Here is a 26,248-nt window from a genome sequence, read left to right as displayed (position 1 = left end):
TCCTCCTTGACAAGGGTATTTTAGCACTCTTTGCGTGAGAGTGCTAAGTGGCTCGTGAGTTCCCTTGACCCAGCAAAGATGCAAAAATCCCTCCCAGAGTAGAGAGAAGGATGAGCATACCCCCGTCCCGCAGGTCCAGGGGAGGGAGGTCGAGGGTGATTTGGAATAAAGCCCCGAATGCATGGATGAGGGGGGTGATCAGCGTGAGTGCCCAATAGATGCCCGCCCAGGCCAAAAGACCGGCACTCGCTCCCAGCAGGGCGCCGTAGTAGGCGAAGGGGCGACGCTGGTAGGAAGGGGGAGCGCCCAGCAGGTTCAGCAGGGAACGCATCTCCTGTTGACGTAACGCTTGTTGATGCGCCTGGTGGGCAATGAAGAGAAAGGAGAGAATAGCGAAAAGAAGAGCACAGAAACCCAGAATCGATTCGGCCAGTGTGCTGACGGTTTCCAGTCGTTCGGCCCAGAGACGGTCACTGCGGATTTGGGCGACCCCCTCTCGATGGGAGAATTCCTGCTCCAGTTGATTGAAACGGGAGGGGCTGGGGTCGCGCAGATGCAACACAAAGGCGCCCGGCAGGGGATTTCGATTCAAAACCTTAAGTGCCGGGGCGAGGTCGGGGGAGTGACGCAAGGAATCCAGTGCCTGGTCGGGGGAGATGTATTCAAAGGCGCGGATCTGGGGATTGGCAGCCAGGGAATCCCAAAGTGCGTGCATCTGGGTTTCATTGGCCTGATCGGTCATGAACAGGGTCAGAGTAGGTTCGGGAAGCGTGTGTTGGACCCAGTGGTTGATTTTTTGCCAGAAAAATCCGGTACTCAGAGCCAGGGCGATCAGCATGCCCAGAAAGAGTATCGATCCCATATGGCGCAGGGGTTGACCCAGGATAAAAGACCGGGCCTGTCGGAAAGCACGGGCATGATGCTGGAGCCAGATCCTCATGAGTCGATCTCGATACGGTGGGGGACAGGCGTGCTCAGCGTGAAGGTACGCGCCTTGGGCGAAAGCAGGTTTCCCCCCGGCAGGCTGGCAACTACCACGGTCACCCCGCCCTGATGGAAACTGCCCAGCAAATTTTCCAGCGATTGCCGTTGTTCCTGAGGCCAGCCATGGTAAAAGTCATCCACCAGTAATAATACCGGATACCCGCTGATGGCCCGGGCGACCATCAAGCGTTGACGGGCATTTTGGGATAACTGCCGGGCTCGCAGGGAAGACTGGTTTCCCAATCCCACGCGCTGCAGCGCATTCTGCGCCCGGGTCAAGCATTCCGCTTGGGGCAGTCCCTGGATTTCCAGAGGGAGGGCGACATTGTCCAGCAGGGAATGCCCTTCCAGAAAAACGGGGTCGGGAAAGATCAATCCCATGCGTTGGCGCAAGCGACTGCGCGCCGAGGCCCTCAGTCGATAAAGGTCCTGTCCATGGAAGGTCAGGGTGCCCGAGGTGGGTTTCTCCAGGCCAGCCATCATGCGCAGCAGGGTGGATTTGCCACTTCCCGGGGGACCCACCAGATTCAGCCACTCCCCCGCCCCCAGGGACAAGGAGAAGTTCTCGAACAGATTGGGGTGTTCGGGGTAACGTTTGAAAATCTCCTTGAATTCGATCATTCGATCAGGGCATCCACATAGGCATCCGCGCTAAAGATATCCAGATCTTCCGGTCCTTCGCCCACGCCCAGAAAACAGACGGGAATGGGCCGTTCACCGGCAATGGCCGCAATAACCCCCCCCCGTGCGGTGCCGTCCAGTTTGGTGATGATCAGACCGGTTAATTGAAGGGCATCGTCAAAGGCTTTAACCTGGGTCAGGGCATTTTGACCGGTATTGGCATCGAGGACCAGCAGGATTTCGTGGGGGGCGGTGGGGTCGGCTTTGGTCACCACCCGTTTGACCTTGCGAATCTCATCCATCAGGTGTAACTGGGTGGGTAGCCGTCCCGCCGTATCCGCTAGGACGATATCGATGCCTCGCGCGCGCGCAGCCTGGATGGCATCGAAGATGACCGCCGCCGAGTCTCCCTTTTCCTGAGTGATGACGGGCACATGGTGGCGTTCACCCCAGGCCACCAATTGAGCCACGGCGGCGGCGCGAAAGGTATCTCCGGCGGCCAGCAGCACCTTTTTATCCTGATTCAGGAAATATTGGGCCAGTTTGCCGATGCTGGTGGTTTTTCCGGCGCCATTGACTCCCACGAACAGAATGACTTGAGGACCCTCTGCCGGCGGCGGGGACAAGGACCGCTCCAGGGGGCGCAGAAGCGCCATCAGTTCACCCTTGAGCAGAGGTTTCAGGGCATTCCCCTCTTCGATGCGCTGCCGCCGCGCTTCTTGTTGCAGGGCGTGAATCAGGCGCCGGCTGGTGGAAACCCCCACGTCGGCAAGGATCAGGGTCTCTTCCAGGGTTTCAAACCACAGGTCGTCCAGTTTTCGCCCAAACAAACCAGAGAGCCCCTGCTGCAATTTATCCCGACTACCCCGCAATCCTGCCTTGAGACGACCCAACCAGGAAGGTGACGGGGAGGGAGAAATGTCCTGGGGGGCTTTTTTGAACAGACCAAACATTGGACAATAGCCATCTGACGGAAAAACAAAAGAGGATTTTACCCCAAATGAAAGGAGAAGTTCGGATTATCGGGGGGCAGTGGCGGGGTCGACGGCTGGCATTTCATGACCGTCCCGGACTGCGTCCAACCCCCGCTCGAGGCAGGGAAACCCTGTTCAACTGGCTAGGACAATCCCTGGTGGGATGGCACTGCCTGGATTTGTTCGCGGGCAGCGGTGCCCTGGGCTTTGAAGCAGCCTCCCGGGGGGCTGCGCAGGTGGTGCTGGTGGAGCAGGATCGGTTGGCCTGCGTGGCCCTGCGTGCCAATGCCCAACGTTTGGGAGCGGAGGGTGTGACCGTCCGGCAAGTTCAAGCCCATGAGTGGTTGGAAACCAGTGGGACGACTTATGATCTGATCTTTCTGGACCCGCCCTTTGACAGTGAGGAAATGAGTCGGGTATGGTCTGCATTGTCCACCCATTTGCGTCCAGGAGGGTGGATTTACTGTGAATCTTCCCGAGGTATGTCAGAATCGGACCTCTGGCGCGAGGTTCGGTGCACGAAAGTGGGGCAGGCTCGGTTACAATTGTTTCAACGGCGCTGAGTGAGTCGATCCGGCCTGCGGTCGGACGAACGCGTACTTTGATAGAGGATCCATGGGCCAGCATACATTTATCCGTGCCGTTTATGCCGGAACCTTTGACCCGATGACACTGGGACATGAGGATCTGGTGCGGCGCGCCTGCGGGTTATTTGATGAAGTGGTGGTGGCGGTGGCAGACAGTCGCCCCAAACGCCCTTTGTTTACCCTGGAAGAACGGGTGGAAATGGCGCAAGCCTCCCTGGCCCGTTTTGAAAGGGTGGTGGTGGTGGGTTTTTCCGGCTTGCTGGCAGATTTTGTGCGTTCCAGGCAGGCCCGGGCATTGATCCGGGGGCTGCGCGCCGTTTCCGACTTCGATTTTGAATTTCAAATGGCCGGAATGAACCGACGCCTGCAACCTGAGGTCGAAACCTTGTTTTTGACGCCTGCCGAACAGTATCTGTTCATTTCGTCCACGATGATTCGTGAAATTGCCGGGCTGGGTGGAGAAGTGTCGGAATTTGTCAATCCACTGGTGCATCAAAGGTTGTTGGATAAACTGAAAGCAGTTGGGTAACCGAGGACAAGTATATGGCGTTGATGATTACCGATGAATGTATCAATTGTGATGTCTGTGAACCGGAATGCCCCAACGAGGCAATTTCTCAGGGAGCCGAGGTTTATGAAATCGATCCGGGCAAATGTACCGAGTGTGTCGGACACTACGATACGCCTCAGTGTCGCGAGGTGTGTCCGGTGGATTGCATTCCCATGAATCCGGATTATCGGGAAAGCAAGGCAGAACTGGAAAAAAAATATAAGCGCTTGATGAGTGCCAAATCCTGAAGGGGAACCGCCGATTATGAAAACCAAGGCACCCAAGGGTGTGAAACAATGGAAGTTGGGATTTGCACTGGTCCTGTTGGGAGGAGTGTCCGCCCTGGCCCATGGGGAGACGCCGGGGGCGGTGGGGCCAGTTCCGGCCCCAGCACCGGTCATCGCCACTGCGCCGGTTCCTGAAGCCGTTCGTGCACGGCCACTGCCGATTCAGGAATTGACAGCGCGTTGGGTTTACCAGTTGTTATTGGCGGAAATCGCTGCCCAGCGTGGTCATCTCGGTCTGGCGACCAAGACCTACCTGGATCTGGCCCGCACCACCAAGGATCCGCGCGTTGCCCGTCGGGCTACGGAGGTGGCGTTGTACGCCCATGATTTGCCCGCCGTTCAGACTGCCCTGACGTTATGGTTGAAAGAAGACCCCAAGTCGCCTTCGGCCCGTGAAACCCTGGGTGGGCTGATCCTGTCCCAGCCCAATCTGATCGATGCCCTGCCCATTCTGGCTCCGTTGATTGCCGTGGATCGCAGCAGCGCCGGTGATGATTTTCTGGGTTTGGACGTGGTTCTGGTTCAGCATCCAGACCACGCCCATGCCCTGTCATTGGCGCAACGTTTGACGGAACCCTATCCGGACGTCCCTGAAGGACATTATCTGGTCAGTACGTTGGCGGCCCAGGACGGAAAAATTGACCTGGCGCTGACGGAAATTCGCAAAGCCCTGCAACTTCGTCCCGACTGGGAGATGGGCGTGGCGCTGGAGGCTCAGCTCCTGCAGAAGAGCGATCCTGCCCAGGCACAGAATCTGTACCAATCCTTTCTTGCCAAGCATCCTGAAGCGCGCGAGGTGCGCTTGCAATACGCGCGTTTCCTGGTGGAGCAGAAGGACTACGCCGGGGGGCAACGGGAATTCCAAACCCTGCTGCAGGCCGATCCAGGTCAACCGGATTTGTTGCTGGCCGTGGGGTTGCTGGATATGCAGTTGAAGGATTATCCCACCGCCGAGGAAAAATTCAAAAAGGTTCTGGCGGGAGAATACCGCGATCCTGACCGGGTCCGGTTTTATCTGGGACAGGCCGAAGAGGAACAGCACCATTGGGAACAGGCCATTCAGTGGTACGAGGCCATTTCCTCCGGGGAGCAGCATCCCCTGGCCCAGATCCGGGTGGCCTTGATCCTGGCGCAGCAGGGGCAGACCCAGAAAGCTCTGGATATGCTGAGCCGTATGCCCGCCCCTTCTTCTGAACGGTTAGAGCAGAGAACTTTGGCTCAGGAACAGATTCAGCGCGATGCCGGCGATGATCAAGGCGCTTTCGATACCCTCAGCCAGGCTCTGGCCACCCTGCCGGATTCCACCGACCTGTTGTATGAGCGGGCCATCGTGGCAGACAAGTTGAATCGGTTCGATGTTCTGGAAAAAGACTTGCGCCGCGTGATTGCCCTGCGTCCGGACTATGCCCATGCCTATAATGCGCTGGGGTATAGCATGGCCGAACGCAACATACGTCTTGACGAGGCAGGCGACCTGATCCGCAAGGCGCTGTCCCTTTCTCCCGACGATCCGTTCATCATCGACAGTTTGGGCTGGGTGCAATACCGTGAAGGACATTTCCATGAATCCGTGGATACGCTGAAACGCGCCTTTGCCGCCGATCCTGACCCGGAAATCGCTTCCCATCTGGGAGAGGCGCTCTGGGCTTCAGGAGATCAGACCGAAGCCCGTCAAATCTGGGAAAGCACCCTCAAGGATCATCCGGATAATGCAGCATTGCTGGCGACTGTCCATCGCTTCCTGCATTGACGTGAGTGTCATGAAAAAGGGGGCGTGGACGGTTCTTTGGTGCGCGCTCTCTCTTTTGAGTGGTTGCGCTCTGTGGAGTCCCGGTCCCCAGGGAGATTTGACCCTGGGACAAGGCACGGTGCAGAGTTGGCGGCTGGAAGGGCGCATCGCCGTGCGGCAACCGACGGGGAGCGAGAGCGGCCAGTTGGAATGGCAGTTGCGCGGAGGGATGGAACAGCACCTGGAGTTGCGTTCGCCCCTGGGTACCACCGTAGCCCTGGTGGACAGTTCCCCCTTGCAAACCCATTTGATCCTGTCGGATCATCGTGACTATCGTGCCGGCGATCCTGAAACGTTGACACAAACCGTTCTGGGGTATGCCCTGCCCCTGCAAGGGTTGCCCTGGTGGTTGCGCGGCCAGGCGGATCCCGGTTTGCCCGCCCAGGTCGAACGGGATGCCGAGCATCATCCACAGCGCCTGTCCCAGCAGGGTTGGGTCATGACCTACGCCGACTGGCGTGCCGTGGGCGGTGAATGGTTGCCGGGGACGATTCGCCTGGTGCGGGAGGATTTGCAGATCCGGATCAAGGTTGATCACTGGGTGCTGGAACAGAAGGAATGAACGGGGGCCGAAAAAGCGAAGGAGCCTGGTGGCAGGCACCCGCGCCTGCCAAACTCAATCTTTTCCTGAAAGTCACAGGACGGCGTGCGGACGGCTACCACACCTTGCAGACGCTCTTCACTTTTCTGGATTTTGGGGATACGCTCGACTGTGAAGTGCTGGATTCGGGGCGGATCGAGCGGGCGGAAATGATTCCAGGAGTCCCCGAAGTTCAGGATCTGACCCTGAAAGCGGCGCGACTGTTGCAGGAACAGGCCGGCGTGAGATTGGGCGCACGGCTGCGTTTGCACAAGCGTATTCCCATTGGCGGCGGGTTGGGTGGCGGTAGTTCGGATGCGGCGACAACCTTGCTGGTTTTGAATCAACTTTGGGGAATTCATTGGGCACGTGCCCGTCTGGCCCGTCTGGGGCTTGAATTAGGCGCGGATGTGCCGGTTTTTATCGGCGGAGAAAGTGCATTGGCGGAGGGGGTGGGGGAAGCCTTGGCGCCGGTGCCGGTGCCGGAACGCTGGTACGTCATTGGCGTGCCGGGCGTTTCCGTGTCGACCCAGGCCGTGTTCTCCTCTCCGGATTTGACAAGAAACTCATTACCCGTCAAAATACGGGACTTTTCTGGAAGGAAGATCGGCAACGATCTGGAGCCTGTGGTCCGGCGTATGCACCCTGAAGTGGCGCGTTTGCTGGATTGGATGGGGGAATTTGGAGTTGCCCGGATGAGTGGGTCAGGCGGTTGCTGTTTTCTGGATTTTTTGACCTGCCACGAGGCAAACCAGGTGTTGAAGAGGTTCCCTCCGGAGTATCGGGGTTTTGTGGCACGCGGACGACAAGGTCATCCGTTGTGCACGACAGGGTAGTGCTGCAGGGGAGTCGCCAAGTGGTAAGGCACCGGATTTTGATTCCGGCATTCGTAGGTTCGATCCCTACCTCCCCTGCCATCCATTCAGTTTAGCCGTCGTTTGTCAGGAGTTTCATGTCTTCTACCGATTTGATGGTGTTTACCGGCACCGCCAATCCCAAACTCGCAAGCGAAGTCGCGGCTTACCTCAACATTTCCGTGGGGCGTGCCACCGTGGGGCGCTTCAGCGATGGAGAGGTCATGGTGGAAATCCTCGAAAATGTGCGGGGACGGGATTGTTTCATTCTCCAGTCCACTTCTGCACCCACCAACGACCATTTGATGGAAATCATGGTGATGTGTGATGCGTTGAAGCGTGCCTCCGCAGCCAGGATCACGGCGGCCATTCCCTATTTTGGTTATGCCCGTCAGGATCGGCGCCCCCGTTCGGCCCGGGTGGCCATTTCGGCCAAGGTGGTGGCGAACATGCTGCAAGGCGCCGGCGTGGATCGGGTATTGACCATGGATTTGCATTCTGATCAGATTCAGGGTTTTTTTGATATACCCGTGGACAACGTGTATTCCACGCCGCTTTTGCTGGGGGATATCTGGCGTGCCGGTTATCAGGGTCTGACCGTGGTTTCTCCCGATGTGGGCGGAGTGGTACGTGCCCGGGCGTTGGCCAAACGTCTGGAAGCGGATCTCGTCATCATCGACAAACGTCGTCCCAAACCCAACGTGGCTCAGGTCATGAATGTAATTGGCGATGTGGCGGGGCGGACCTGCATCATTCTGGATGACATGGTGGATACGGCCAATACACTGTGCGCCGGAGCGCAGGCCCTCAAGACCCATGGGGCGGAGCGGGTCCTGGCCTATATTACTCACCCGGTTTTGTCGGGCGGTGCCGCCCAGCGGATCGACGAGTCTGCTCTGGATGAAGTGGTGGTGACAGATACCATTCCTCTGGTGGGCGCTTCTCTCGCCTGCAAAAAAATTCGCCAGATCGGCATCGCAGAACTCATGGCAGAAACCATGCGCCGAATCAGCGATGAGGATTCGGTCAGTTCCCTGTTTATGGAATGATATTTTTGTACGTCCCTCCGACTGGTCGCGGTCGGGGGTTTTAAACACTCAATCACTAAAGGACGAATCATGGAAATTACGATTACACATCGCACTGCGCAGGGCACCGGAGCGAGCCGCCGCCTGCGCCGGGCCGGCCGGGTACCCGGTATTTTATACGGGGATAACCAGGAAGCACTGGTTATCGAGTTCGATCATAACGAACTTTTTCACAAGTTGCGTCAGGAAGCCTTTCATTCTTCCGTGATTTCCCTCGATCTGGACGGGAAGTCCCATCCGGCCTTATTGCGCGATGTTCAAAGACACCCATTCAAATCCCTGATCCTGCATGTGGATTTTCAACGGGTGGATGTGAATCGCAAGTTGCACACCAAGGTTCCGCTCCACTTCATCAACGGCGATAACTCTCCAGGGGTCAAGCAGTCCGGGGCCATCATCAGCCATATCCTGACGGAAATCGAAGTTCTTTGTTTGCCGGGCGATTTGCCTGAGTACATCGAAGTGGATCTGCATGATCTGACGGTGGCTCATCCTTTCCATCTGGCCGATCTGAAAGCGCCGGCTGGCATCGAATTTGCCGCCCTCCATAAAGGCGAAAACCCTGCGGTGGTGGCGGCAGTTCTACCCCGTGCAGCCCGTGCCGAGGAAGATCTGGTGCCGGCAGTGTCGGTGGCGGATGTTCCCGCCATCAGCCAGAAAGCGCCTGCCGATGCCGCCAAGGGAGCAAAGAAGTAAACGCCGTCTCTTTATTAACCGGCATGAATGGGTGAGGGAAGGTGCCCATCCGTCTGATCGTTGGGTTGGGAAATCCGGGGGCGGCCTATGAGGACACTCGCCATAATGCCGGGGTTTGGGGAATCGAAGCCCTGGCCCGGCAATGGCGTCTGGATTGGCGCCGCGAATCCCGCTTCCAGGGGCGGATGGCCAAGGTTGAAAATCCTTTTTCCAGTTGGTTGCTGTGTCCTGAAACCTTCATGAATTTGAGTGGGCGGTCGGTGGCCGCCCTGGCCAATTTCTATCGGATCGAAGTGCCGGAAATTCTGGTGCTGCACGATGAACTGGACCTGCACCCTGGGGTGGCCCGCTTGAAACAAGGCGGGGGGTCCGGGGGGCACAATGGATTGAAGGATCTCATCATTCAGTTGGGGAGTCCCGACTTCTGGCGTCTGCGCATCGGTATCGGTCATCCCGGACAGCGCCAACCGGTGGCGGACTATGTTCTGCACCGTCCCTCGAGAGAGGAGCAGGCTGCCATCGAGCAGGCTCTGGAACGTGGCCTGTCTGTTCTTCCTTTGGTGATGTCGGGGCAATTTCACCCGGCCATGAACGAGTTGCATAAACCGCTGCCCCCTCCTTGAGGAGTATGGAATATGAGTTTGAAATGCGGGATCGTTGGATTACCCAACGTGGGGAAGTCGACCTTGTTCAACGCCCTGACCAAGGCGGGGATCGCCGCCGAGAATTACCCCTTTTGTACCATCGAGCCCAATGTGGGCGTCGTGGAGGTTCCGGACCCTCGTCTGGTGGCTTTGGCAGACATTGTTCGTCCTGAACGGGTGGTGCCTGCCGTCACCGAGTTCGTGGATATCGCGGGATTGGTGGCCGGGGCATCGAAGGGGGAAGGTTTGGGGAACCAGTTTCTGGCCAATATCCGGGAAACCGATGCCATTGCCCATGTGGTGCGGTGCTTTGAAGATTCCAACGTGATTCATGTGGCGGGACGGGTGTCGCCTCTGGAGGATATCGATACCATCGATACCGAGTTGGCCCTGGCCGACCTTTCCACCGTGGAAAAGGCTTTGGTTCGAACCCAGAAAATGGCCCGTGCCGGGGATAAGGAGGCCATACAGTTACAGGGGTTGCTGACGCAGGTGGAGGCACGATTGAATCAGGGGCATGCGGTACGGGCCCAGGGATTGGACGAGGATCAGTTGCAAGCCCTGAAACCTCTGTGCCTGATGACGGCCAAGCCCCTCCTGTATGTGGCCAATGTGCTGGAGGACGGATTTGCCCATAATCCGCTCCTGGCGCAGGTGGAGGAGCGTGCCCGGCGCGAGGGCGCCTGGGTTGTGCCGGTATGCGCGGCGCTTGAAGCCCAGATGGTGGATTTGGAACCAGAAGACAAAACCTTGTTTCTGGCGGATATGGGAATGGAAGAGCCTGGATTGGATCGGTTGATTCGGGCGGCCTACCGTTGTCTTGGACTGGAAACCTATTTTACGGCGGGCGTCAAGGAAGTGCGGGCCTGGACCATTCCGGTGGGAACCACCGCGCCTCGAGCCGCCGCAGTCATTCATAACGATTTTGAGCGGGGTTTCATCCGCGCTGAAGTGATTTCCTATCCGGATTTTATTGCCTGTCGGGGTGAAACCGGGGCCAGAGAAGCCGGGAAAATGCGTCTCGAGGGTAAAGACTACCGGGTGCAGGATGGGGATGTCATGCACTTCAGATTCAATGTGTAATTCATCTCTGTGCTGTATGAAACAGTTGGGACCTGGATTTTAGAGTAGGATGAAAGGTGTTTCTGGTGGGTGATATTCCCATCAATGTTCGGGAGGTGGATCATCGAAACGATACACATGGAAGGCAAGGGGAAGGGGGCCGTATTGCTGTTACATGGCTTGTACGGAACGCCCCAGCAACTCCAGTATATTGGCCGCAAGTTATGTGTGGTGGGGGGGTATACCGTGCATATTCCCAATATTCAAGGCTATTCGGTATTTGATGAAGCCGTGCCCAGTGGCACGACACCCTGGACCTACTGGAGTGAGCAGGTAGAGGCGAATTTCGATTTATTGCGCCGGGAACATGATCAGGTCAGTGTAGCAGGTTTGTGTATTGGCGCCAATCTGGCCCTGAACCTGGCAACCCGGCGCAGTAGTGATCTGCATGCGTTGTGCCTGTATTCGGCACCCCTGCGTTATGACGGCTGGAATGTGACGCGCATGCGTTGGCTCAAGTATTTGGGTTATTACACGCCGTTCCGTTATTTTGTGTCATTGGCAGAGCGACCGCCCTATGGCCTGAAGGATGAACGAATTCGTCAATGGGTGGCGACCCAGATGGAAAAACGAGGAACTTCTGCCATCGGTTCCTCCCGTTCTCCCCTCAAGGGGGTCTTCGAAACCGAGAAGTTGATGAAGTCGGTACGTCAAAACTTACACAAAATCCATGCGCCTACCCTTATAATGCATGCTGTCGAGGATGATCTGGCCAGTCCGAAGAATGCGGATCAGATCGAGGGGGGGATTTCTTCCCTTCAGGTGCGCAAGGTTCTTCTCGATAATTGTTATCACATCATCACCATGGATTTTGAAAAGGAGCGGGTAGCCCTGGAATCGCTGGCTTTCATAGCGCAACAATCAGATCGACATGACCTGAAACAGCGTCCCAAGTTGCGGTTGGCGGGCTAACAAAACATGAGTTCATTACCCATCATACAAAAAATGCTTGTGGAGGAGTTTGGACTGACCCAGGAACAGGTTCAGCCAGATTCCAAATTGGAAGAATTAGGCGTGGATTCGCTGGCGACGGTGGAGTTCATGTTCATGCTGGAAGATAAATTCGATTTGAAAATGACGGGAGAACCGGTGCCTTTGAAGACGGTGGGAGACATCGCCCGTGAAGTGGATACCTTGGTGGTTCAACAGGGCATCAGTCTGGACCAGGCAGACTGATTACCCATATTCCAATCGGTTCTTGATGGATTCGCTTTCATGAATACAGAATCTGCAGGCGTGCAACGCGTTGTCGTGACGGGGGTGGGAGTCCTCAGTCCCTTCGGAGAAGGAGCTGAAGTACTGGTCCGGGCCTTGGAAGAGGGGCGTTCCGGTGTCCGTTTTCTGGAAGTTCCCTGGGCGAAGTCTTTAAACTCTGCCTTGGCCGCGCCGGTTCTGATTCCAGTGGAATCCCGTTTTACCAAGTTGCGTCGTTTGACCCTCGATCGGGTGGCTCAATTGGCCCTGTTGGCGGCGGGTGAAGCGCTGACCCAGGCGGGTCTGGACTTTTCCGGAGACGAAGGTCTGCATTGCGGACTGTTCTGGGGAACCGGGATTGGGGGGGCCACCACCCTGGAGCAGGCCTATCATGAATCTTTTCTGGATGCTCAGGCCCGTCCCCGTCCCACCACCATCGTGGCTTTCATGGCCAATGGATCTGCGGGGCAGTTGAGCATCGAATTCAAGATCCGTGGTCCCAGTTTCACCTACAGTTCGGCCTGTTCCTCCTCTGCGGTGGCGCTGGGCGAAGCATTCCTGGCGGTACGGCACGGACGCGTTCGCTATGCGCTGGCCGGGGGAAGCGAGGCCTTGCTGACCCTGGGGGTGATGAAAGCCTGGGAATCGCTTCAGACTCTGGCCAAACCCGATCCCGTGCATCCCGAAACCTCCTGTCGTCCTTTTTCCAGGGATCGTTCCGGATTCATTTTGGGAGAAGGGGCGGGCGCGCTGATTCTGGAATCCGAAAGTTCAGCGCAGGCACGGGGGGCCACCATTCTGGCGGAAATCGTGGGGTACGGAAATACCACCGATGCGGGACATATTACCCAGCCCGATGCCGGGGGACAGGCCCGCGCCATTCAGGAGGCCCTGCACATGGCCCATCTGGCACCGGATCAGATAGATGCCATCAATGCCCATGGTACGGGGACGGTGGTGGGGGATGGAGTGGAAACCCGGGCGCTCAAAATTGTTTTTGGAGATCACGCGGCCCATATTCCCATTAGTGCCACCAAGGCCCTCCATGGCCATTTGATGGGGGCTGCAGGCGCCGTGGAAATGGTTGCTGCCCTGGGTGCGTTGCGGCGGGGCATCGTTCCGCCCACGGCCCATTGGACCACGCCGGATCCGGCCTGTGATCTGGACTACGTTACCGAAGGTGCCCGGGCCTTGCCTGCATTGAATACCATCATGAGCAATTCCTTCGGCTTCGGGGGGAATAATGCGGTCCTGATCGCTCGACGCTACACGGTGTCTCCCTGAGGTTTCTGGTGCAGGTCTTCCGTCATACGAGGGATTCGTAACTATGATATAACCATAACAGAATACTCAGGGGCACTAACCATGGCAGCAGTGGCCAATCATCGATGGACCATCAGTGCGGAAGTGATGGAATACGCCATCCCCCCCATCAGGGATATGCTGATTTTGGGACGAAATTCTCCGGTTGGGTGTATTGCCCTGCGTCGTGCCCTGGAATTGTTGATCAAAAGTCCCTACGAACATATCGAAATTCCGGATGATCCCGTTCTGAGTGATATTCTGGTACGAAGCGCCCTGTTGCGCAGGGTTCCCAAGGAAGAATTGATCCGTTTCGTGCTGAAGGACATCCGGCCCATGATGGGGTCAGAGGAAGTGCTTCACGTGACACTGGAGATCAAGGTTCAGGTTCAGACGCGCGCCCATGAAGACACTCAAACTGATTGATTGTCTGCTGAAGGATGTGCCGCGCAGGCTCGATAGCGAACGGCCGGAAGGCTCGGAAGGTCCTTTCGTGGCGGTGTTTTCCGAATCGATAAGCAGCGGAAAATTTTGTGGGTTGGCCTCCCCGGCGGATAAAGCGGCTCATCCCGGCTGGATTTATGCGGATCTGGTGGAGCACCGTACCACCCATGTTTTGTCTTTCAAGAGTTCGGTGGCCCATGCGTTGCGGGAAATGGATCAATGGAAGGTGGATGCCCTGCCGGTGCTGGATCAGAAGGGGGGATTCATCGGCCTGGTGACCCGCAACTGTATCCTGCGCGCCTTGTTGCAGCAGGAATCCCGTCTGCTGAGGGAAACCCATCGCCTCAACCAGGAGATCGTGCATGACAAGGAGGAACTGGCCTCCTGGACTTTCCGGCTGTCCAGTTTGCACGAAGCCTCCCGCACCCTGCTCAGGGTGCTTTCCCATACTTCCCTCGAAGCCGATCTTCTGCAACACGGGATCGAGGCCCTGACCCAACTGCTTCAGGCCCGTTACGGTGCCATCGGCATTATGGACGGGAAGGGCGAACTGCTCAGTTTTCATCATACCGGAATGACCGAGCAGCAGGTGGCTGATATCGGGTCTTTCCCTGAAGGACGGGGCTTGCTGGGGGTTGTCATTCGCGAGGATACGGTGCTTCGTCTCCCGGAACTGTCCAGGGATCCGCGCAGTGCGGGATTCCCCCCGGGGCATCCGGTGATGCATTCCTTGCTGGCTGTCCCGATTTCCCATGGAGGCAAGGTCTATGGGCGTATTTACCTGTGTGAAAAATGGGAAGGGAAGGAGTTCGCCGAGGAAGATGAATTGCTGGCCAAGAGTTTTGCCAATTCCCTCTCCATGGTGCTGGAAAATGCCCGTGAAATGCGCGAGATGCAAAAGACCCAACAGCATCTGGATTATCTGGCCCATTTTGATGTACTGACCGGATTGCCCAATCGGGGGTTGATCGAAGACCGTCTGCGTCAAGTACTGGCCAACAGCCAGCGTCATGGCCGCAAAATGGCCCTGATGTTCATCGATCTGGATAATTTCAAGGGGATCAATGATACCTACGGTCATGCGGCGGGGGATGAACTGTTGAAAGCCCTGGCAGGGGTATTGACGGATGCCCTGCGCGAAGGCGACACGGTGGCGCGCCTGGGGGGAGACGAATTCATCATCCTGTTGCCTGAGGTGGACTCGGTACAGGATGTGGCCACAGTGGCAGAAAAGATCGTGGTAGCCGTGCGGGAACCCATTCGTTTGCCGAAATCCGATCATGAAACCTGTGTGACGGTGAGCGTGGGGATCAGCATGTTTCCGGAAGATGGTCATACGCCTGAATCCTTGATGTCACGGGCAGATGTGGCCATGTACCATGCCAAATCCGTGGGCAAGAATGCCTTCCGGTTCTTCACGACTTCACAAAACCTGGCGGTCCAGCGACGTTTGCGCCTGGAATTTCATTTGCGTCAGGCGCTGGCGCGGGGAGAATTGTTCCTGGAATATCAACCACAAATCGATATCCAGAGCGGACGGATCGTGGGTTTCGAAGCATTGCTGCGCTGGACCAATGAAGAATTGGGGTTGGTGGCCCCCCTGGAATTCATTCCGGTGGCCGAGGAAACCGGAGTCATCATTCCCATTGGCGCCTGGGTCCTGCATACGGCCTGCAGGCAGGCCGGAGAATGGCGCCGACAAGGGTATTTTCTGAAGGTGGCTGTCAATGTGTCGGCCTGGCAGATCCATCATGATGGGGAATTTTTCAATACGCTCAAACAGTGTCTGACGGAATCCGGCATACCCGGAGAGGCCCTGGAATTGGAAATCACCGAAAGTCTGATGATCCAGAAGACGGAAGCCACCCTCGGTTTGCTGGAACAAATCAGGGGTCTGGGGATACGCTTTGCCATGGATGATTTTGGGACCGGCTATTCCTCCCTGAGTTATCTGAAACAGTTGCCCCTGGCCGTGGTCAAGATAGACCGGGAGTTCATCTGCCACATCATCCATGACCCAAACGACGCAGCCATCGTGGCTGCCATACTGGCCATGACCCAACATCTGGGGTTGAGAGTGGTTGCGGAGGGCGTGGAAACCCAGGAACAGGTGGATTTTCTGAGAGAACACGGATGCCAGGAAGTTCAAGGGTACTACTACGGTCCACCGGTGTCTGCTTCCGATTTTGCCGCCTCCTGGTTAAATTTCATGCTTTCCGGAAAGTATGCGGCAGAAATGTGACGTGGGCCGTATAATCACGGACCAATTTCAGAGGCACGTACAGGTCATGCGGTTATTCTTCTTGATGCTTTTTTGGTTGGCCGGGGTGACTGCGGCTTTCGCCGACACCCCCTTGGTGGCGCCTTTCATCGCAGCCCGTGCCTATACCCTGGTGGAGGTGGAAAGCAACCAGCCCCTGGCCAGTTTGAACCCCGATCAGCGGATGGAGCCCGCCTCACTCACCAAACTCATGACCGCGTATTTGGTCTTCAAGGCTCTGCGGGAACAGAAAATCAATCCGGAACAGCGGGTGTTTCCCTCCACTCATGCCTGGCATATGCCCGGTTCCCGCATGTTCATCCAGGCAGGCAAAGCGGTGAGCGTCACGGATCTTCTGCATGGTTTGATCATCCAGTCGGGTAATGATGCGGGAGTGGCTCTGGCCGAAACCGTGGGAGGAACGGAAGAAAAATTTGTGGAACGGATGAATGCCATGGCCCATGCCATGGGCATGGAGAATACTCATTTCGTCAATGCCACGGGGTTGCCCGATGACCAGCATTACAGTACCGCCCATGACCTGGGGATCCTGGCACAAGCGCTGATTCGGGATTTCCCTGAGTACTACCCGCTCTATGGGCAGAAGGAGTATACCTATGACGGGATCACGCAACCCAACCGCAACCGTTTGTTGTGGATCGATCCCTCCGTGGATGGGTTGAAAACCGGACATACGGATTCTGCAGGTTTTTGTCTGATTGCTTCGGCGCGGCGCGGCGAGCGGCGCTTACTGGCGGTGGTACTGGGAACCAATAGCGATCTGGCTCGCACCAATGAAAGTCAAAAGTTGCTCAACTGGGGGTTTCAGGCTTTCGAATCCCGTACCCTTTTTCGAAAGGGGGTGCCGGTGCGTGTCCTGGATGCTTACAAGGGGGGGAAGTCCACGGTTTCCGTGGGGTTTGCACGGGATATCTGGGTAACCACACCCATTGGACATGAAAAAGAGACCCGGGAAGTGTTGACCACCCTGCAGCCCGTGGTGGCACCGGTGGATGTCGGCCAGAAAATGGGGGCCCTGAAAGTCTATTATGCCGAGCAGTGGGTGAATGGGGCAGATTTGGTGGCGTTGGAAAGTATTCCGGCCGGGAATGTTTTTACACGCACGTGGGATACAGTGAGGTTGATGCTGAAATGAGCCAGGTTTACCTGAATGGTATCTTTCTGCCTCTGGAAGAGGCGCGGGTTTCGGTGCTGGATCGGGGTTTTCTGTTTGGGGATGGGGTTTATGAGGTGATCCCGGTGTATGGGCGAAAGCCCTTGGCGTTGGAGGCCCATCTCGACCGTTTGGAACATTCCCTGGCCGGGATTCGTCTGGACAATCCTCTGGTGCGAACCGCCTGGGTGTCCCTGCTGGAACGTCTGGTTCAGGAAGCGACCACGGACGACCAGTCCCTCTATCTTCAGGTGACCCGCGGCGCGGCTCCACGGGACCATGGCTTCCCCCTCCAGGTTCCTCCCACGGTATTTGCCATGAGCAAGCCTTTGACGCCGGTGCCGCCGGCATGGGTGCAGGCAGGGGTGGCCGCGGTGACCCGGGTGGATGATCGGTGGCTGCATTGTGATTTGAAGACCACGGCGCTGTTGGCCAATGTGCTGTTGCGTCAGCAGGCGCTGGATGAGGGTGCAGTGGAATGCCTGCTGTTGCGCACCGGTTTTCTGACCGAAGGGGCGGCCAGCAATGTGGTGCTGGTGGTGGAGGGAGTGCTGTGTTCTCCGCCCCGGAACCATCTTCTCCTCGCCGGAATCACGCTGGACCTGGTTTTGCACCTGGCGGTGCAACTGGGGATTGCCCATGCCGAACGCCCGGTCAGCGAAGAGGAGGTGCGTTCCGCCGAAGAAATCTGGATCACCTCCAGTACCCGAGAAATGGTTCCGGTAACCAGGCTAGACGGAAAGCCCGTGGGAACAGGTCAACCCGGTCCCATTGGGCTGCGTTTGCTGAGTGCCTATCAGGCGTTGAAAAGTCATGGCTGAGGTCCCCCGTGAGGAGATATTCGAGTTTCCCTGCGAATTTCCTCTCAAAGTGATGGGATTGAGAACGGATGGGTTTGCCCAGACGGTACTGGATATCGTCCTGCAGTTCGTTCCGGATTTTTCTGCGGAAAATCTGGAGATGCGGGCCAGTTCCGGGGGAAAATACCTGAGTGTGACCTGTACCTTCAGGGCGACCTCGCGGGAACAACTGGACGGTTTGTATCGGATTTTATCCGGCCATCCGGACGTGGTCATGGTACTGTAATTGAACAGTTTTCCCGCTGGCCAAAGGGAACGGTTTGAACGCTGGGTCACCCGTAGTTTCCCTGCCCCGCTGGCCTATGAAACCGTTTGGCAGGCCATGCGTGACTGGACTGCTCAGCGCCAGGCGGATACCCTGGATGAGTTGTGGGGACTGGAACATCGGCCGGTTTACACGTTGGGCCAGGCAGGGCAACGAAGTTACCTGCACCACACCGGGAGGATTCCCGTGGTGGAGACGGATCGCGGCGGTCAGGTCACCTATCACGGCCCGGGACAGGCCATCGTGTATTGTCTGGTGGATCTGCGTCGGCGTGCACTGGGCATCCGGGCGCTGGTGCACCATTTGGAAGAAGCTGTGATTTCGATCCTGGAGCCCTACCAGATTCAGGCTCAAAGACGAAGTGGAGCCCCTGGAGTCTATGTGGGGGAAGCCAAAGTGGCGGCCCTGGGACTGCGGGTGAGCCAGGGTTGCTGTTATCATGGGGTGGCCCTCAATGTGGCCATGGATCTGGAGCCTTTTGCGGGCATCGATCCCTGCGGGTTGAAGGGCACTCCGGTGACACAGACAAGGGATCTGGGAGTGACAGAAACGCTTCCCGTATTGCGCGCAGCGCTCATGCAGAAAATACGGCAGCAACTGGATGGGGAGGAGGGCCGGTGAGTATGAAGGAAAAGGGGGCGCTCAAGACAGCGCGCATCCCCATCAAGGTTCAACCCCAGGCACTCCAACCCAAGCCTGCCTGGATCCGTGTCAGGATTCCCACGGGGGAAAAGTTTCAGGCGGTGCGTACCCTGTTGCGGGAAGAGAAATTGCATACGGTGTGCGAAGAAGCGGCCTGTCCCAACATCGGGGAGTGTTTCAGCGGGGGAACCGCCACCTTCATGATTCTGGGGGATCGCTGTACGCGCCGTTGCCCTTTCTGTGACGTGGGTCATGGACTACCCGATCCGGTGGACCCCCAGGAGCCCCAGCGTTTGGCGCGCAGCATCCGGCGTCTGGGGTTGCGTTTCGTGGTGGTGACCAGTGTGGATCGGGATGATTTGCGCGATGGCGGGGCAGGGCATTTCGTGGCCTGTATTCAGGCCATTCGGGCCGCTTCTCCCACCACTCGAGTGGAAATCCTGGTGCCGGATTTTCGGGGTCGCCTGGAAACGGCGCTGGAACTGCTGAGTCAGGCACCGCCCCAGGTATTCAACCATAACCTGGAAACCGTTCCCCGTCTTTATCCTTCGGTCAGACCGGGAGCCGATTATGGACATTCCCTCCACCTGCTGCGTTCTTTCAAAGCGTTGCATCCCTCGGTGGCAACCAAATCCGGACTCATGCTGGGATTGGGTGAAACTCTCGAGGAAGTGCGGGCGGTCATGGCAGACCTGCGGGCGCACGGAGTGGAGATGCTGACTCTGGGGCAGTACCTGCAACCTTCCCTCCATCATTTGCCGGTGACCCATTACTGGGCGCCGGAGGTATTCGAGCAACTGGGAGAGGACGCCCGGAGGCTCGGCTTCAGTCAGGTGGCCTCGGGGCCGCTGGTGCGTTCCAGTTATCACGCCGAAAGCCAGGCCACCGGTGCCCCGCTGACTCTCTGAACGTCATTTCGGGAAAATCCGTTCCACTTCCACCCATGCGGAACCTTGATTGACAAAGCCCAGTTTCCAGGCGGCGGTATAGGTGAGATCGATGATCCGGTCGGACTTGAAAGGGCCCCGGTCATTGACTCGCACCACCACCGATTTGCGGTTGGCCAGATTCGTGACCCGGACGTAGCAGGGGAGCGGCAGCGTGGTACTCGCCCCGGTCATTCCGTACATGTCATAGAGTTCTCCGGTGGAGGTTTTCTGGTTGTGGAACTTACGCCCATACCAGGAGGCCATCCCCTGGACTTTATAGGGTTTATTGGAGAGGTCGGGGACATAGACCTTGCCGAGGGCCGTATAGGGGCGGTTGGCAAACTTGTTCAAGGGCTCCTTTCTGGGCACGGCATCGGGAATGTCGGCCAGATCGGCAGGGGGATGAAGACCTGGACCATCGGTCTTATAATGTCCCCCCTCCTGAGGCGCATGGGACACGGGCGCAGGCGGCGGCGTGGTGCTGCACCCGGCCAGGATGACCAGGATCAGGCTCAAGCGCAGCATGTTCATGAGGTGTATTTTCTGGTGTGATGTCATTGTTTGACCAATTTTCGGTGGTGATGCACGCTCATCAAGAACCCCACACTGCTGAACAAGGTGACCAGGGAGGTACCTCCGTAACTGAGAAAGGGCAAAGGGACCCCCACCACGGGCAAAATTCCACTGACCATGCCCATGTTGACGAAAGTATAGGTGAACAAAGTCATGGACAGCGCTCCTGCCATGAGGCGGGAAAAAGGCGTGGATCCCTCGTTGGCGATGTAAAAGCCACGGGTGATCAACACCAGCATGGCCCCCAGAAAAACCAATTCTCCCATTAAACCGAATTCTTCGCCAAACACGGCAAAAATGAAATCCGTGGTGTGCTCCGGCAAAAAATCCAGATGGGACTGAGTACCCTGTAACCAGCCTTTCCCCAGCACTCCCCCGGAACCGATGGCGATCATGGCTTGCAGGGTATGGTAGCCTGCGCCCAGAGGATCCTGGGTGGGGTCGAGAAAAACGAGGATGCGGTTTTTCTGATAACCGTGCAAGAGGGGCCAGATCAGCGGAAGGGCCGCCAGGGCAAGGGCGCTCAGGAGTCCCATCACTTTCCAGGGCAAACCGGCAAAATAGAGGATGTAGAACCCGGAACTGGCGATGAGGAGCGCGGTGCCCAGATCGGGTTGACGCAGGACCAGGCCCACCGGAACCAGGAGCATCAGGCCCGCCACCACAAAATCACGCCAGTTCAGGGTGCGGGAACGCCACTCGAAAAAGGCGGCCAGGGCCATGGGCAGAGCCAGTTTCATCAATTCCGAGGGTTGCACATGCAAGGGGCCAAGGTGCAGCCAGCGCCGGGCGCCATGACTGACTTCTCCAAATAGGGCGACGGCAATCAGGGCCAACAGGGCCAGCCCATACAAGGGGAAAGCCAGACGTTCCAGGATCTGGGGATTGGTCCGGGCTACCAGTCCCATTACCCCGAAGGCCAGTGCCAGATTGCGCACCTGACTCAGTACTTTGCTCAATTCTTCCCCTGAGGCGCTATAGAGCACAATCAGGCTGAACAGGACGAGAAACAGGGTCGTATGGAGCAAGGTCCGGTCCATGGGCGCGATCCAGAGGGTATAGGCGCGCTTAATCATGGGGTACGGCAGTGGGGGCGGCAGGGGGTGGCCGTTTGCCCAGCAGATAATAGTCGAAAACCTGGCGCGCAATGGGCGCAGCCGTGGAGCCGCCGTGACCGCCGTTTTCCACCAGAACGGCCACGGCCAGACGGGGGTGATCTGCCGGCGCATAGGCGATGAACAGGGCATGGTCGCGATTATGTTCGGTCAGAGCGCTGGCATTGTACTTTTCGCCCTGGCGGACGCCGACTACCTGAGCCGTGCCGGTTTTCCCGGCCATCGAATAGAGGGCGCCCGCCCCGGCCTGAGCAGCGGTTCCGCCGGGTTTCATGACTCCGACCATGGCGTTTCGTACGGTTTCCAGGTCCTCCGGGCGGAAGGTGAGGGTCTGGCTGACTTTGGGTGCGATGAGGGTAATCTTACCGGATTCTGCATGACGAATGGCCCGCACCAGATGAGGAGTCATGCGTTTCCCCTGGTTGGCCAGCATAGCCGTGGCCACCGCCAGTTGCAGGGGAGTCGCCAGTACATAGCCCTGACCGATACCGCTGATGACCGTATCCCCTGCATACCAGGCCTGATGATATTTTTTTTGTTTCCAGGCGGTGGAGGGGTAAAGTCCGGCCACTTCCCCATCCAGGTCGATGCCGCTTTTTTGTCCAAATCCAAACAAAGTAAAGAAATCATGCATTCTGTCGATGCCCATTTCGTTGGCCAGACTATAGTAATAGGTGTCACAGGACTGAATGATGGAAATCGTCATGTCCACCTTGCCGTGCCCTCCCTCGCGCCAATCCCGGTAGTGATGGCTGCTGCCGGGAAAGGAAAAATAACCGGGATCGTACAGGACATAGTCGGCACTGCGTACCTTCAGTTGCAGCGCGGCCAAGGCCATGAAGGGTTTGACGGTGGAGCCGGGGGGGTATTGTCCGCGCAGGGCGCGGTCATTGAGGGGGTGGTCGGGGGAGGTATTGAGGTCATTCCAGTGCTCCTGATCGATTCCGTCCACGAATAAATTGGGATCAAAGCCCGGTTGACTGACAAAGGCCAGTACTTCACCCGTCTCCGGGTCGATGGCCACCAGAGCCCCATGCTGGAGTCCAAAGGCTTCCTCCGCCACTTGTTGCAGTTTAGCGTCGATGGTCAGATACAGGTCGTCTCCGGAAACCGGAGCAGTTTGAGCCAGGCTGCGCAGCCCATGTCCTGCGGCATCGGTTTCCACCTGTTCGGAGCCGGTCGTCCCGTGCAGGAGTGATTCGTAATGACTTTCGATGCCCTGTTTACCGATATGGTTGGTGCCTCGATACTGGTCGCTCAGGTCTTCATCCTCCAGACGGTCCTGATCCTCTTCGTTGATCCGGCTGATATAGCCGATCAGATGGGAGGCATGTAGGCCTAAAGGATAGGTACGGGTGAGGCGGGCTTCGATGTCCACCCCAGGGAAACGGTAGCGATTCACGGAAAAGCGCGCGACTTCTTCTTCCGTGAGATGGGTGCGGATGGCAACGGGAGTCAGCCCGTGACTTTCATCGCGCATTTTCTGGAACAACTTACGGTCCGAGGGGGTGATGGTTACCAACCGGGTCAAGGCTTCCAGGGTGGCAGAAATATCCGGACAGAGATGGGGGGTGATTTCCAGATCAAATTCGTAACGATTCTCTGCCAGCACCACGCCATGGCGATCGAGGATCAGGCCTCGTTGAGGAACCAGGGGAACGATGGCAATTCGATTGGCTTCTGCCAGGGTATGGTAATGGCGCTGGGCCACGATTTGCAGCCAGGCCAGGCGGGCGATCAGGGCCAGGAACAGAACCATGACGAGCCACCAGGTGACGCCCAGGCGAAAGCGAAAATTCCATCGTTCCTGATGCGGATCGCGCAGGGGGGGCGACATGTCAGGGGGACTGCGGGGGCGCAGCAGGACGCGGGGCACGTTCCAGCAGGAGGGGCAGGAACGGCCACCCCAGGGCCCCCAGCAAGGGCTGGATCACCCACCAGGCCCAGTTGGGCCAGGAGTATCCCAGCAGGCCGTTCACCAATCCTTCCAGCCATTGGGTCAGCAGAAGCAACATCAGTACGTGCAGCACCTGGTTGAGGCGATAAAAGGACAGAATGCGCGGTCGATAGTACTGAACCAGAACGTAGAGGGTGGAATACGTCAGGGCGTGCACGCCCAGCACATGACTTTGTGCCACATCACTCAATATCCCCAGCAGGAAAGCGCTGCCGGCACCCATCACGGTGGGTTCAAAGACCCCCCAATAGATCAGGAGCAGCGCCGTGGCATCGGGACGTATCCACAGTCCCCAACCTTCCCAGGGCAGAAAAAGAAAAATCAGACTCAATCCCAGGCTGGTGCGAATCCACCCGCGCGAGGGAGAAACACGCAGGGTTGTCGCAGAGAGGGAGGTAATGGAGTCCATGTCAGGGTTTTTTATGAATCGGAGGATGGGGCGGGTTGTCCAGAGGGGGCAGATTCTGGAAAGCCGTATTGGGGGCCATGACCAGCACGTCGGGATAGGTGTCGGTGCCGGCGTTGACGCGCGCAGTGATTTCGACAAATGCGGAAGAGGGATGGCGCGTGACGGAAGTCAGGGTGGCAACGGTCAATCCCCTGGGATACAGGCCGTCGATGCCGGAGGTGAGCAGAAGATCCCCGACCTTGACATCGGTTTGTGACGGGACATAGGGCAAGGAAAGTTCCCCTTGATGGCCGGTTCCCATGGCCAGGGTACGCAGTCCGGTGCGCTCGATTTCCACGGGAATGGTCAGGTTGCGGTTACTGATCAGGGTGACTTCGCTTTCGTCGGGGTAGACACGCGTGATTTGTCCCATCAATCCCTGATCGGTCAGGACGGGAGAGCCGGCCTGGATGCCCTGACTCTCCCCGCCTTCCAGCAGGACCTTCTGGACGAAGGGGTTGCGCGCGCTACTGATGAGTCGGCAGATCCGCCCGGTAAATCGGGGGGTGCTTCCGAGTTGCATCAGGGCGTGTAACCGGGTCAGGTCCCGGGTCAGGAGGGTGGCTTGTTGAACCAGTGCGGCTTGCCCCAGCAATTCATGACGCAGGGCATTGTTTTCGGCCTGCAGGCGTTCCAGGGTCGTCAGATGGCGACCGATTTCCCGTTCGGTCCAGAGGGGAACCCGGGCCAATTCCTGGAGCGGAAGGGTCCAGATCCGCAGGATCTGGTGAACCTTTTCCAGACGGTGATAATGATGGTCGAGAAGAATGCAGGCCAGGGCGAGCAGGCCATAAATCCCGCTCCGCAGCCAGAGGGGGGCGGCTGGTCGCGAAAACAGATCGTTGGGGCGGGATTTTAGGGTCGACATGCCAGACCGCAGTAGAACGCCATCAATCGGAGGTGAAGACCACGCCCAACTTGTCGATATCCTCCAGAGCCTGACCGCAGCCGCGTACCACACAGGTCAGGGGATCTTCTGCGATCAGAACAGGAAGTCCGGTTTCTTCGATGAGGAGGCGGTCGATGTCGCGCAGCAGTGCGCCCCCTCCAGTGATGACCATGCCGCGCTCGGCGATATCCGCCCCCAGTTCAGGAGGGGTTTGCTCGAGTACCTGATGGACAGTGCCGATGATGTTGTTCAGGGGGTCGGTGAGGGCCTCGAGGATCTCGTTGCTGGAAATGGTGAAGGTACGCGGGACTCCTTCCGACAGGTTGCGTCCCTTGACCTCGATTTCCCGGACCTCCGAACCCGGAAATGCGGAGCCGATTTCTTTTTTGATCTGTTCGGCGGTGGTTTCACCGATCAGCATGCCGTAATTGCGACGAATGTAGTTGATGATGGCTTCGTCAAACTTGTCCCCGCCCGTGCGCACCGAGGAAGCATAGACCAGGCCTCCCAATGACATGACCCCCACCTCCGTGGTGCCGCCGCCGATATCCACTACCATGGAGCCGGTGGCTTCGCGCACCGGCAGGTTTGCCCCGATGGCTGCCGCCATGGGTTCCTCGATCAGGAACACTTGACGGGCCCCGGCGCCCAGAGCAGACTCGCGAATGGCGCGGCGCTCCACCTGGGTGGACCCGCAGGGCACACAGATGATGATGCGTGGACTGGGTGAAAGCAGGCGGGATTCATGTACCTGGCGGATAAAATATTTGAGCATCTGCTCAGTGATGGTAAAATCCGCAATGACCCCGTCCTTCATGGGGCGGATGGCGGTGATGTTGCCCGGCGTGCGCCCCAGCATGGCTTTGGCAGCAAGACCGACGGCCTGGATGACTTTTTTGCCATGATTTTCGCGGTCATGGCGAATTGCAACCACCGAGGGTTCATTGAGTACGATGCCCTTGCCGCGCGAGTAGATCAGGGTATTGGCAGTCCCCAGATCTATGGCGAGGTCAGTGGAAAAATAACCGCGCAGAAATTCGAACATGATGCTCCCTTGGATACAGGATCAAAGCCCCTTATGATACGCGATTACACCATTCCTTTCCACGGGAGGTTCCTTGTCTGATTCGTTGAATGAAAGTTCCCTGCGTCATCTGGCGCGTTTGGCCTGTATCGAACTGAGTGCAGAGGAGTTGGATCGCTTGCCGGCCCGGTTCCACAGCATTCTGGGTCTCATCGATCGCCTGCAGCAAGTGGATACCCAGGGAGTCAAACCCCTGGCTCAGTCCTTTGATCTGACCTTGCGTCTGCGGGACGATGAAATCACCACCCGGGACCAGCGCGCACAATTTCAATCCCTGGCCCCCGAAGTGGCGGACGGCCTGTATCTCGTTCCCCGAGTCATCGAATAAGGGCTTCT

Annotated in this window: 29 protein-coding genes, 1 tRNA gene and 1 pseudogene; 22 read left to right on the top strand and 9 right to left on the bottom strand. The window is 57.6% G+C overall.

Annotation, left to right across the window (positions count from 1 at the left end):
- Nucleotides 1-43: 43 nt before the first annotated feature.
- The 3 genes and pseudogenes from HO274_RS05460 to ftsY form a co-directional block, all read right to left on the bottom strand.
- Nucleotides 44-940 carry a cell division protein FtsX gene (locus HO274_RS05460; RefSeq protein WP_273121981.1) on the bottom strand — a complete coding sequence of 299 codons (897 nt, stop codon included), beginning with the start codon at nucleotides 938-940 and terminating at the stop codon, nucleotides 44-46.
- Nucleotides 937-1,605: a cell division ATP-binding protein FtsE gene (locus tag HO274_RS05455; RefSeq protein WP_273121979.1), complete on the bottom strand. Its 669-nt coding sequence runs from the start codon at nucleotides 1,603-1,605 to the stop codon at nucleotides 937-939. Before HO274_RS05455 ends, HO274_RS05460 begins: the two co-directional genes overlap by 4 nt.
- Nucleotides 1,602-2,501 (bottom strand): annotated as a pseudogene (gene ftsY / locus HO274_RS05450) (signal recognition particle-docking protein FtsY); the annotation flags it as partial. The pseudogene ftsY and the gene HO274_RS05455, both read right to left, overlap by 4 nt.
- A 56-nt stretch (nucleotides 2,502-2,557) precedes the next feature.
- Here ftsY and rsmD point away from each other — a divergent pair.
- The 21 genes from rsmD (at nucleotide 2,558) to lipA (ending at nucleotide 19,825) form a co-directional block, all read left to right on the top strand.
- Complete coding sequence (gene rsmD / locus HO274_RS05445) at nucleotides 2,558-3,142, top strand: 16S rRNA (guanine(966)-N(2))-methyltransferase RsmD (protein ID WP_264753739.1); 585 nt, start codon at nucleotides 2,558-2,560, stop codon at nucleotides 3,140-3,142.
- Between the two features lie 52 nt (nucleotides 3,143-3,194).
- Nucleotides 3,195-3,695 (top strand): pantetheine-phosphate adenylyltransferase, encoded by a 501-nt coding sequence (gene coaD / locus HO274_RS05440; protein WP_031595634.1) that lies wholly within the window; start codon nucleotides 3,195-3,197, stop codon nucleotides 3,693-3,695.
- 14 nt (nucleotides 3,696-3,709) lie between these two features.
- Nucleotides 3,710-3,964, top strand: coding sequence for a YfhL family 4Fe-4S dicluster ferredoxin (locus HO274_RS05435; RefSeq protein WP_031595636.1), 255 nt, complete (start codon nucleotides 3,710-3,712; stop codon nucleotides 3,962-3,964).
- 16 nt (nucleotides 3,965-3,980) lie between these two features.
- On the top strand, nucleotides 3,981-5,753 hold the full coding sequence (locus HO274_RS05430; RefSeq protein ID WP_273121973.1) for a tetratricopeptide repeat protein: 1,773 nt from the start codon (nucleotides 3,981-3,983) through the stop codon (nucleotides 5,751-5,753).
- Between the two features lie 10 nt (nucleotides 5,754-5,763).
- A complete protein-coding gene (gene lolB, locus HO274_RS05425; protein ID WP_197456278.1) occupies nucleotides 5,764-6,354 on the top strand; it encodes a lipoprotein insertase outer membrane protein LolB in 591 nt (196 codons plus the stop codon).
- Entirely contained in the window at nucleotides 6,351-7,208 is an 858-nt protein-coding gene (gene ispE, locus HO274_RS05420) for a 4-(cytidine 5'-diphospho)-2-C-methyl-D-erythritol kinase (RefSeq protein ID WP_031595643.1), read from the top strand. The genes lolB and ispE overlap by 4 nt, the downstream gene beginning before the upstream one ends.
- A gap of 6 nt (nucleotides 7,209-7,214) precedes the next feature.
- Nucleotides 7,215-7,289: transfer RNA gene (locus HO274_RS05415), tRNA-Gln, on the top strand.
- A gap of 35 nt (nucleotides 7,290-7,324) precedes the next feature.
- The gene (locus HO274_RS05410; protein WP_031595644.1) at nucleotides 7,325-8,275 is read left to right on the top strand and encodes a ribose-phosphate pyrophosphokinase; all 951 of its coding nucleotides are present in this window, start codon (nucleotides 7,325-7,327) and stop codon (nucleotides 8,273-8,275) included.
- A gap of 69 nt (nucleotides 8,276-8,344) precedes the next feature.
- Nucleotides 8,345-9,010: a 50S ribosomal protein L25/general stress protein Ctc gene (locus tag HO274_RS05405; RefSeq protein ID WP_031595645.1), complete on the top strand. Its 666-nt coding sequence runs from the start codon at nucleotides 8,345-8,347 to the stop codon at nucleotides 9,008-9,010.
- A 41-nt stretch (nucleotides 9,011-9,051) separates the two neighbouring features.
- The gene (gene pth / locus HO274_RS05400) at nucleotides 9,052-9,633 is read left to right on the top strand and encodes an aminoacyl-tRNA hydrolase (RefSeq protein WP_273121972.1); all 582 of its coding nucleotides are present in this window, start codon (nucleotides 9,052-9,054) and stop codon (nucleotides 9,631-9,633) included.
- A gap of 12 nt (nucleotides 9,634-9,645) precedes the next feature.
- A complete protein-coding gene (gene ychF / locus HO274_RS05395; protein WP_062187201.1) occupies nucleotides 9,646-10,737 on the top strand; it encodes a redox-regulated ATPase YchF in 1,092 nt (363 codons plus the stop codon).
- Nucleotides 10,738-10,854: 117 nt separating this feature from the next.
- On the top strand, nucleotides 10,855-11,688 hold the full coding sequence (locus HO274_RS05390; RefSeq protein ID WP_051861873.1) for an alpha/beta hydrolase: 834 nt from the start codon (nucleotides 10,855-10,857) through the stop codon (nucleotides 11,686-11,688).
- A 6-nt stretch (nucleotides 11,689-11,694) separates the two neighbouring features.
- Complete coding sequence (locus HO274_RS05385) at nucleotides 11,695-11,952, top strand: acyl carrier protein (protein WP_035416987.1); 258 nt, start codon at nucleotides 11,695-11,697, stop codon at nucleotides 11,950-11,952.
- A gap of 39 nt (nucleotides 11,953-11,991) precedes the next feature.
- Nucleotides 11,992-13,254, top strand: coding sequence for a beta-ketoacyl-[acyl-carrier-protein] synthase family protein (locus tag HO274_RS05380; RefSeq protein WP_273121971.1), 1,263 nt, complete (start codon nucleotides 11,992-11,994; stop codon nucleotides 13,252-13,254).
- 81 nt (nucleotides 13,255-13,335) lie between these two features.
- Entirely contained in the window at nucleotides 13,336-13,698 is a 363-nt protein-coding gene (locus HO274_RS05375) for a hypothetical protein (protein ID WP_273121970.1), read from the top strand.
- Entirely contained in the window at nucleotides 13,676-15,958 is a 2,283-nt protein-coding gene (locus tag HO274_RS05370) for a putative bifunctional diguanylate cyclase/phosphodiesterase (RefSeq protein WP_273121969.1), read from the top strand. The genes HO274_RS05375 and HO274_RS05370 overlap by 23 nt, the downstream gene beginning before the upstream one ends.
- 46 nt (nucleotides 15,959-16,004) lie before the next feature.
- The gene (locus HO274_RS05365) at nucleotides 16,005-17,132 is read left to right on the top strand and encodes a D-alanyl-D-alanine carboxypeptidase family protein (protein ID WP_273121968.1); all 1,128 of its coding nucleotides are present in this window, start codon (nucleotides 16,005-16,007) and stop codon (nucleotides 17,130-17,132) included.
- On the top strand, nucleotides 17,129-17,971 hold the full coding sequence (locus HO274_RS05360; RefSeq protein WP_273121966.1) for a D-amino acid aminotransferase: 843 nt from the start codon (nucleotides 17,129-17,131) through the stop codon (nucleotides 17,969-17,971). Before HO274_RS05365 ends, HO274_RS05360 begins: the two co-directional genes overlap by 4 nt.
- Nucleotides 17,964-18,236, top strand: a complete 273-nt coding sequence (locus HO274_RS05355; RefSeq protein WP_273121964.1) for a YbeD family protein — start codon at nucleotides 17,964-17,966, stop codon at nucleotides 18,234-18,236. Before HO274_RS05360 ends, HO274_RS05355 begins: the two co-directional genes overlap by 8 nt.
- Nucleotides 18,237-18,332: 96 nt before the next feature.
- Nucleotides 18,333-18,896, top strand: a complete 564-nt coding sequence (gene lipB / locus HO274_RS05350) for a lipoyl(octanoyl) transferase LipB (protein ID WP_082783060.1) — start codon at nucleotides 18,333-18,335, stop codon at nucleotides 18,894-18,896.
- A gap of 2 nt (nucleotides 18,897-18,898) precedes the next feature.
- A complete protein-coding gene (gene lipA, locus HO274_RS05345; RefSeq protein WP_273122280.1) occupies nucleotides 18,899-19,825 on the top strand; it encodes a lipoyl synthase in 927 nt (308 codons plus the stop codon).
- Nucleotides 19,826-19,828: 3 nt separating this feature from the next.
- On the opposite strand, the gene HO274_RS05340 is transcribed toward lipA, so the two are convergent.
- The 6 genes from HO274_RS05340 to HO274_RS05315 are packed head-to-tail and all read right to left on the bottom strand — an operon-like array spanning nucleotide 19,829 to nucleotide 25,873.
- Nucleotides 19,829-20,377 carry a septal ring lytic transglycosylase RlpA family protein gene (locus tag HO274_RS05340; RefSeq protein WP_051861879.1) on the bottom strand — a complete coding sequence of 183 codons (549 nt, stop codon included), beginning with the start codon at nucleotides 20,375-20,377 and terminating at the stop codon, nucleotides 19,829-19,831.
- Between the two features lie 23 nt (nucleotides 20,378-20,400).
- The gene (gene rodA / locus HO274_RS05335; RefSeq protein ID WP_031595666.1) at nucleotides 20,401-21,495 is read right to left on the bottom strand and encodes a rod shape-determining protein RodA; all 1,095 of its coding nucleotides are present in this window, start codon (nucleotides 21,493-21,495) and stop codon (nucleotides 20,401-20,403) included.
- Nucleotides 21,488-23,410 carry a penicillin-binding protein 2 gene (mrdA, locus tag HO274_RS05330; protein ID WP_197456276.1) on the bottom strand — a complete coding sequence of 641 codons (1,923 nt, stop codon included), beginning with the start codon at nucleotides 23,408-23,410 and terminating at the stop codon, nucleotides 21,488-21,490. The genes rodA and mrdA overlap by 8 nt, the downstream gene beginning before the upstream one ends.
- Nucleotides 23,373-23,900, bottom strand: coding sequence for a rod shape-determining protein MreD (gene mreD, locus HO274_RS05325; protein ID WP_051861881.1), 528 nt, complete (start codon nucleotides 23,898-23,900; stop codon nucleotides 23,373-23,375). Before mreD ends, mrdA begins: the two co-directional genes overlap by 38 nt.
- 1 nt (nucleotide 23,901) lies before the next feature.
- Nucleotides 23,902-24,807: a rod shape-determining protein MreC gene (mreC, locus tag HO274_RS05320; RefSeq protein ID WP_273121960.1), complete on the bottom strand. Its 906-nt coding sequence runs from the start codon at nucleotides 24,805-24,807 to the stop codon at nucleotides 23,902-23,904.
- Nucleotides 24,808-24,829: 22 nt separating this feature from the next.
- Nucleotides 24,830-25,873 carry a rod shape-determining protein gene (locus tag HO274_RS05315; protein WP_031595672.1) on the bottom strand — a complete coding sequence of 348 codons (1,044 nt, stop codon included), beginning with the start codon at nucleotides 25,871-25,873 and terminating at the stop codon, nucleotides 24,830-24,832.
- Between the two features lie 73 nt (nucleotides 25,874-25,946).
- Here HO274_RS05315 and gatC point away from each other — a divergent pair, with 73 nt between their 5' ends.
- Nucleotides 25,947-26,240 (top strand): Asp-tRNA(Asn)/Glu-tRNA(Gln) amidotransferase subunit GatC, encoded by a 294-nt coding sequence (gatC, locus tag HO274_RS05310; protein WP_031595673.1) that lies wholly within the window; start codon nucleotides 25,947-25,949, stop codon nucleotides 26,238-26,240.
- Nucleotides 26,241-26,248: the final 8 nt, after the last annotated feature.

It is taken from the genome of Ferrovum myxofaciens, from assembly GCF_013181415.1.
Classification (GTDB): Bacteria; Pseudomonadota; Gammaproteobacteria; order Burkholderiales; family Ferrovaceae; genus Ferrovum; species Ferrovum myxofaciens.
The sequence above is the reverse complement of the archived record's forward strand: the minus strand, read 5'-3'. Positions and strand labels throughout refer to the sequence as shown.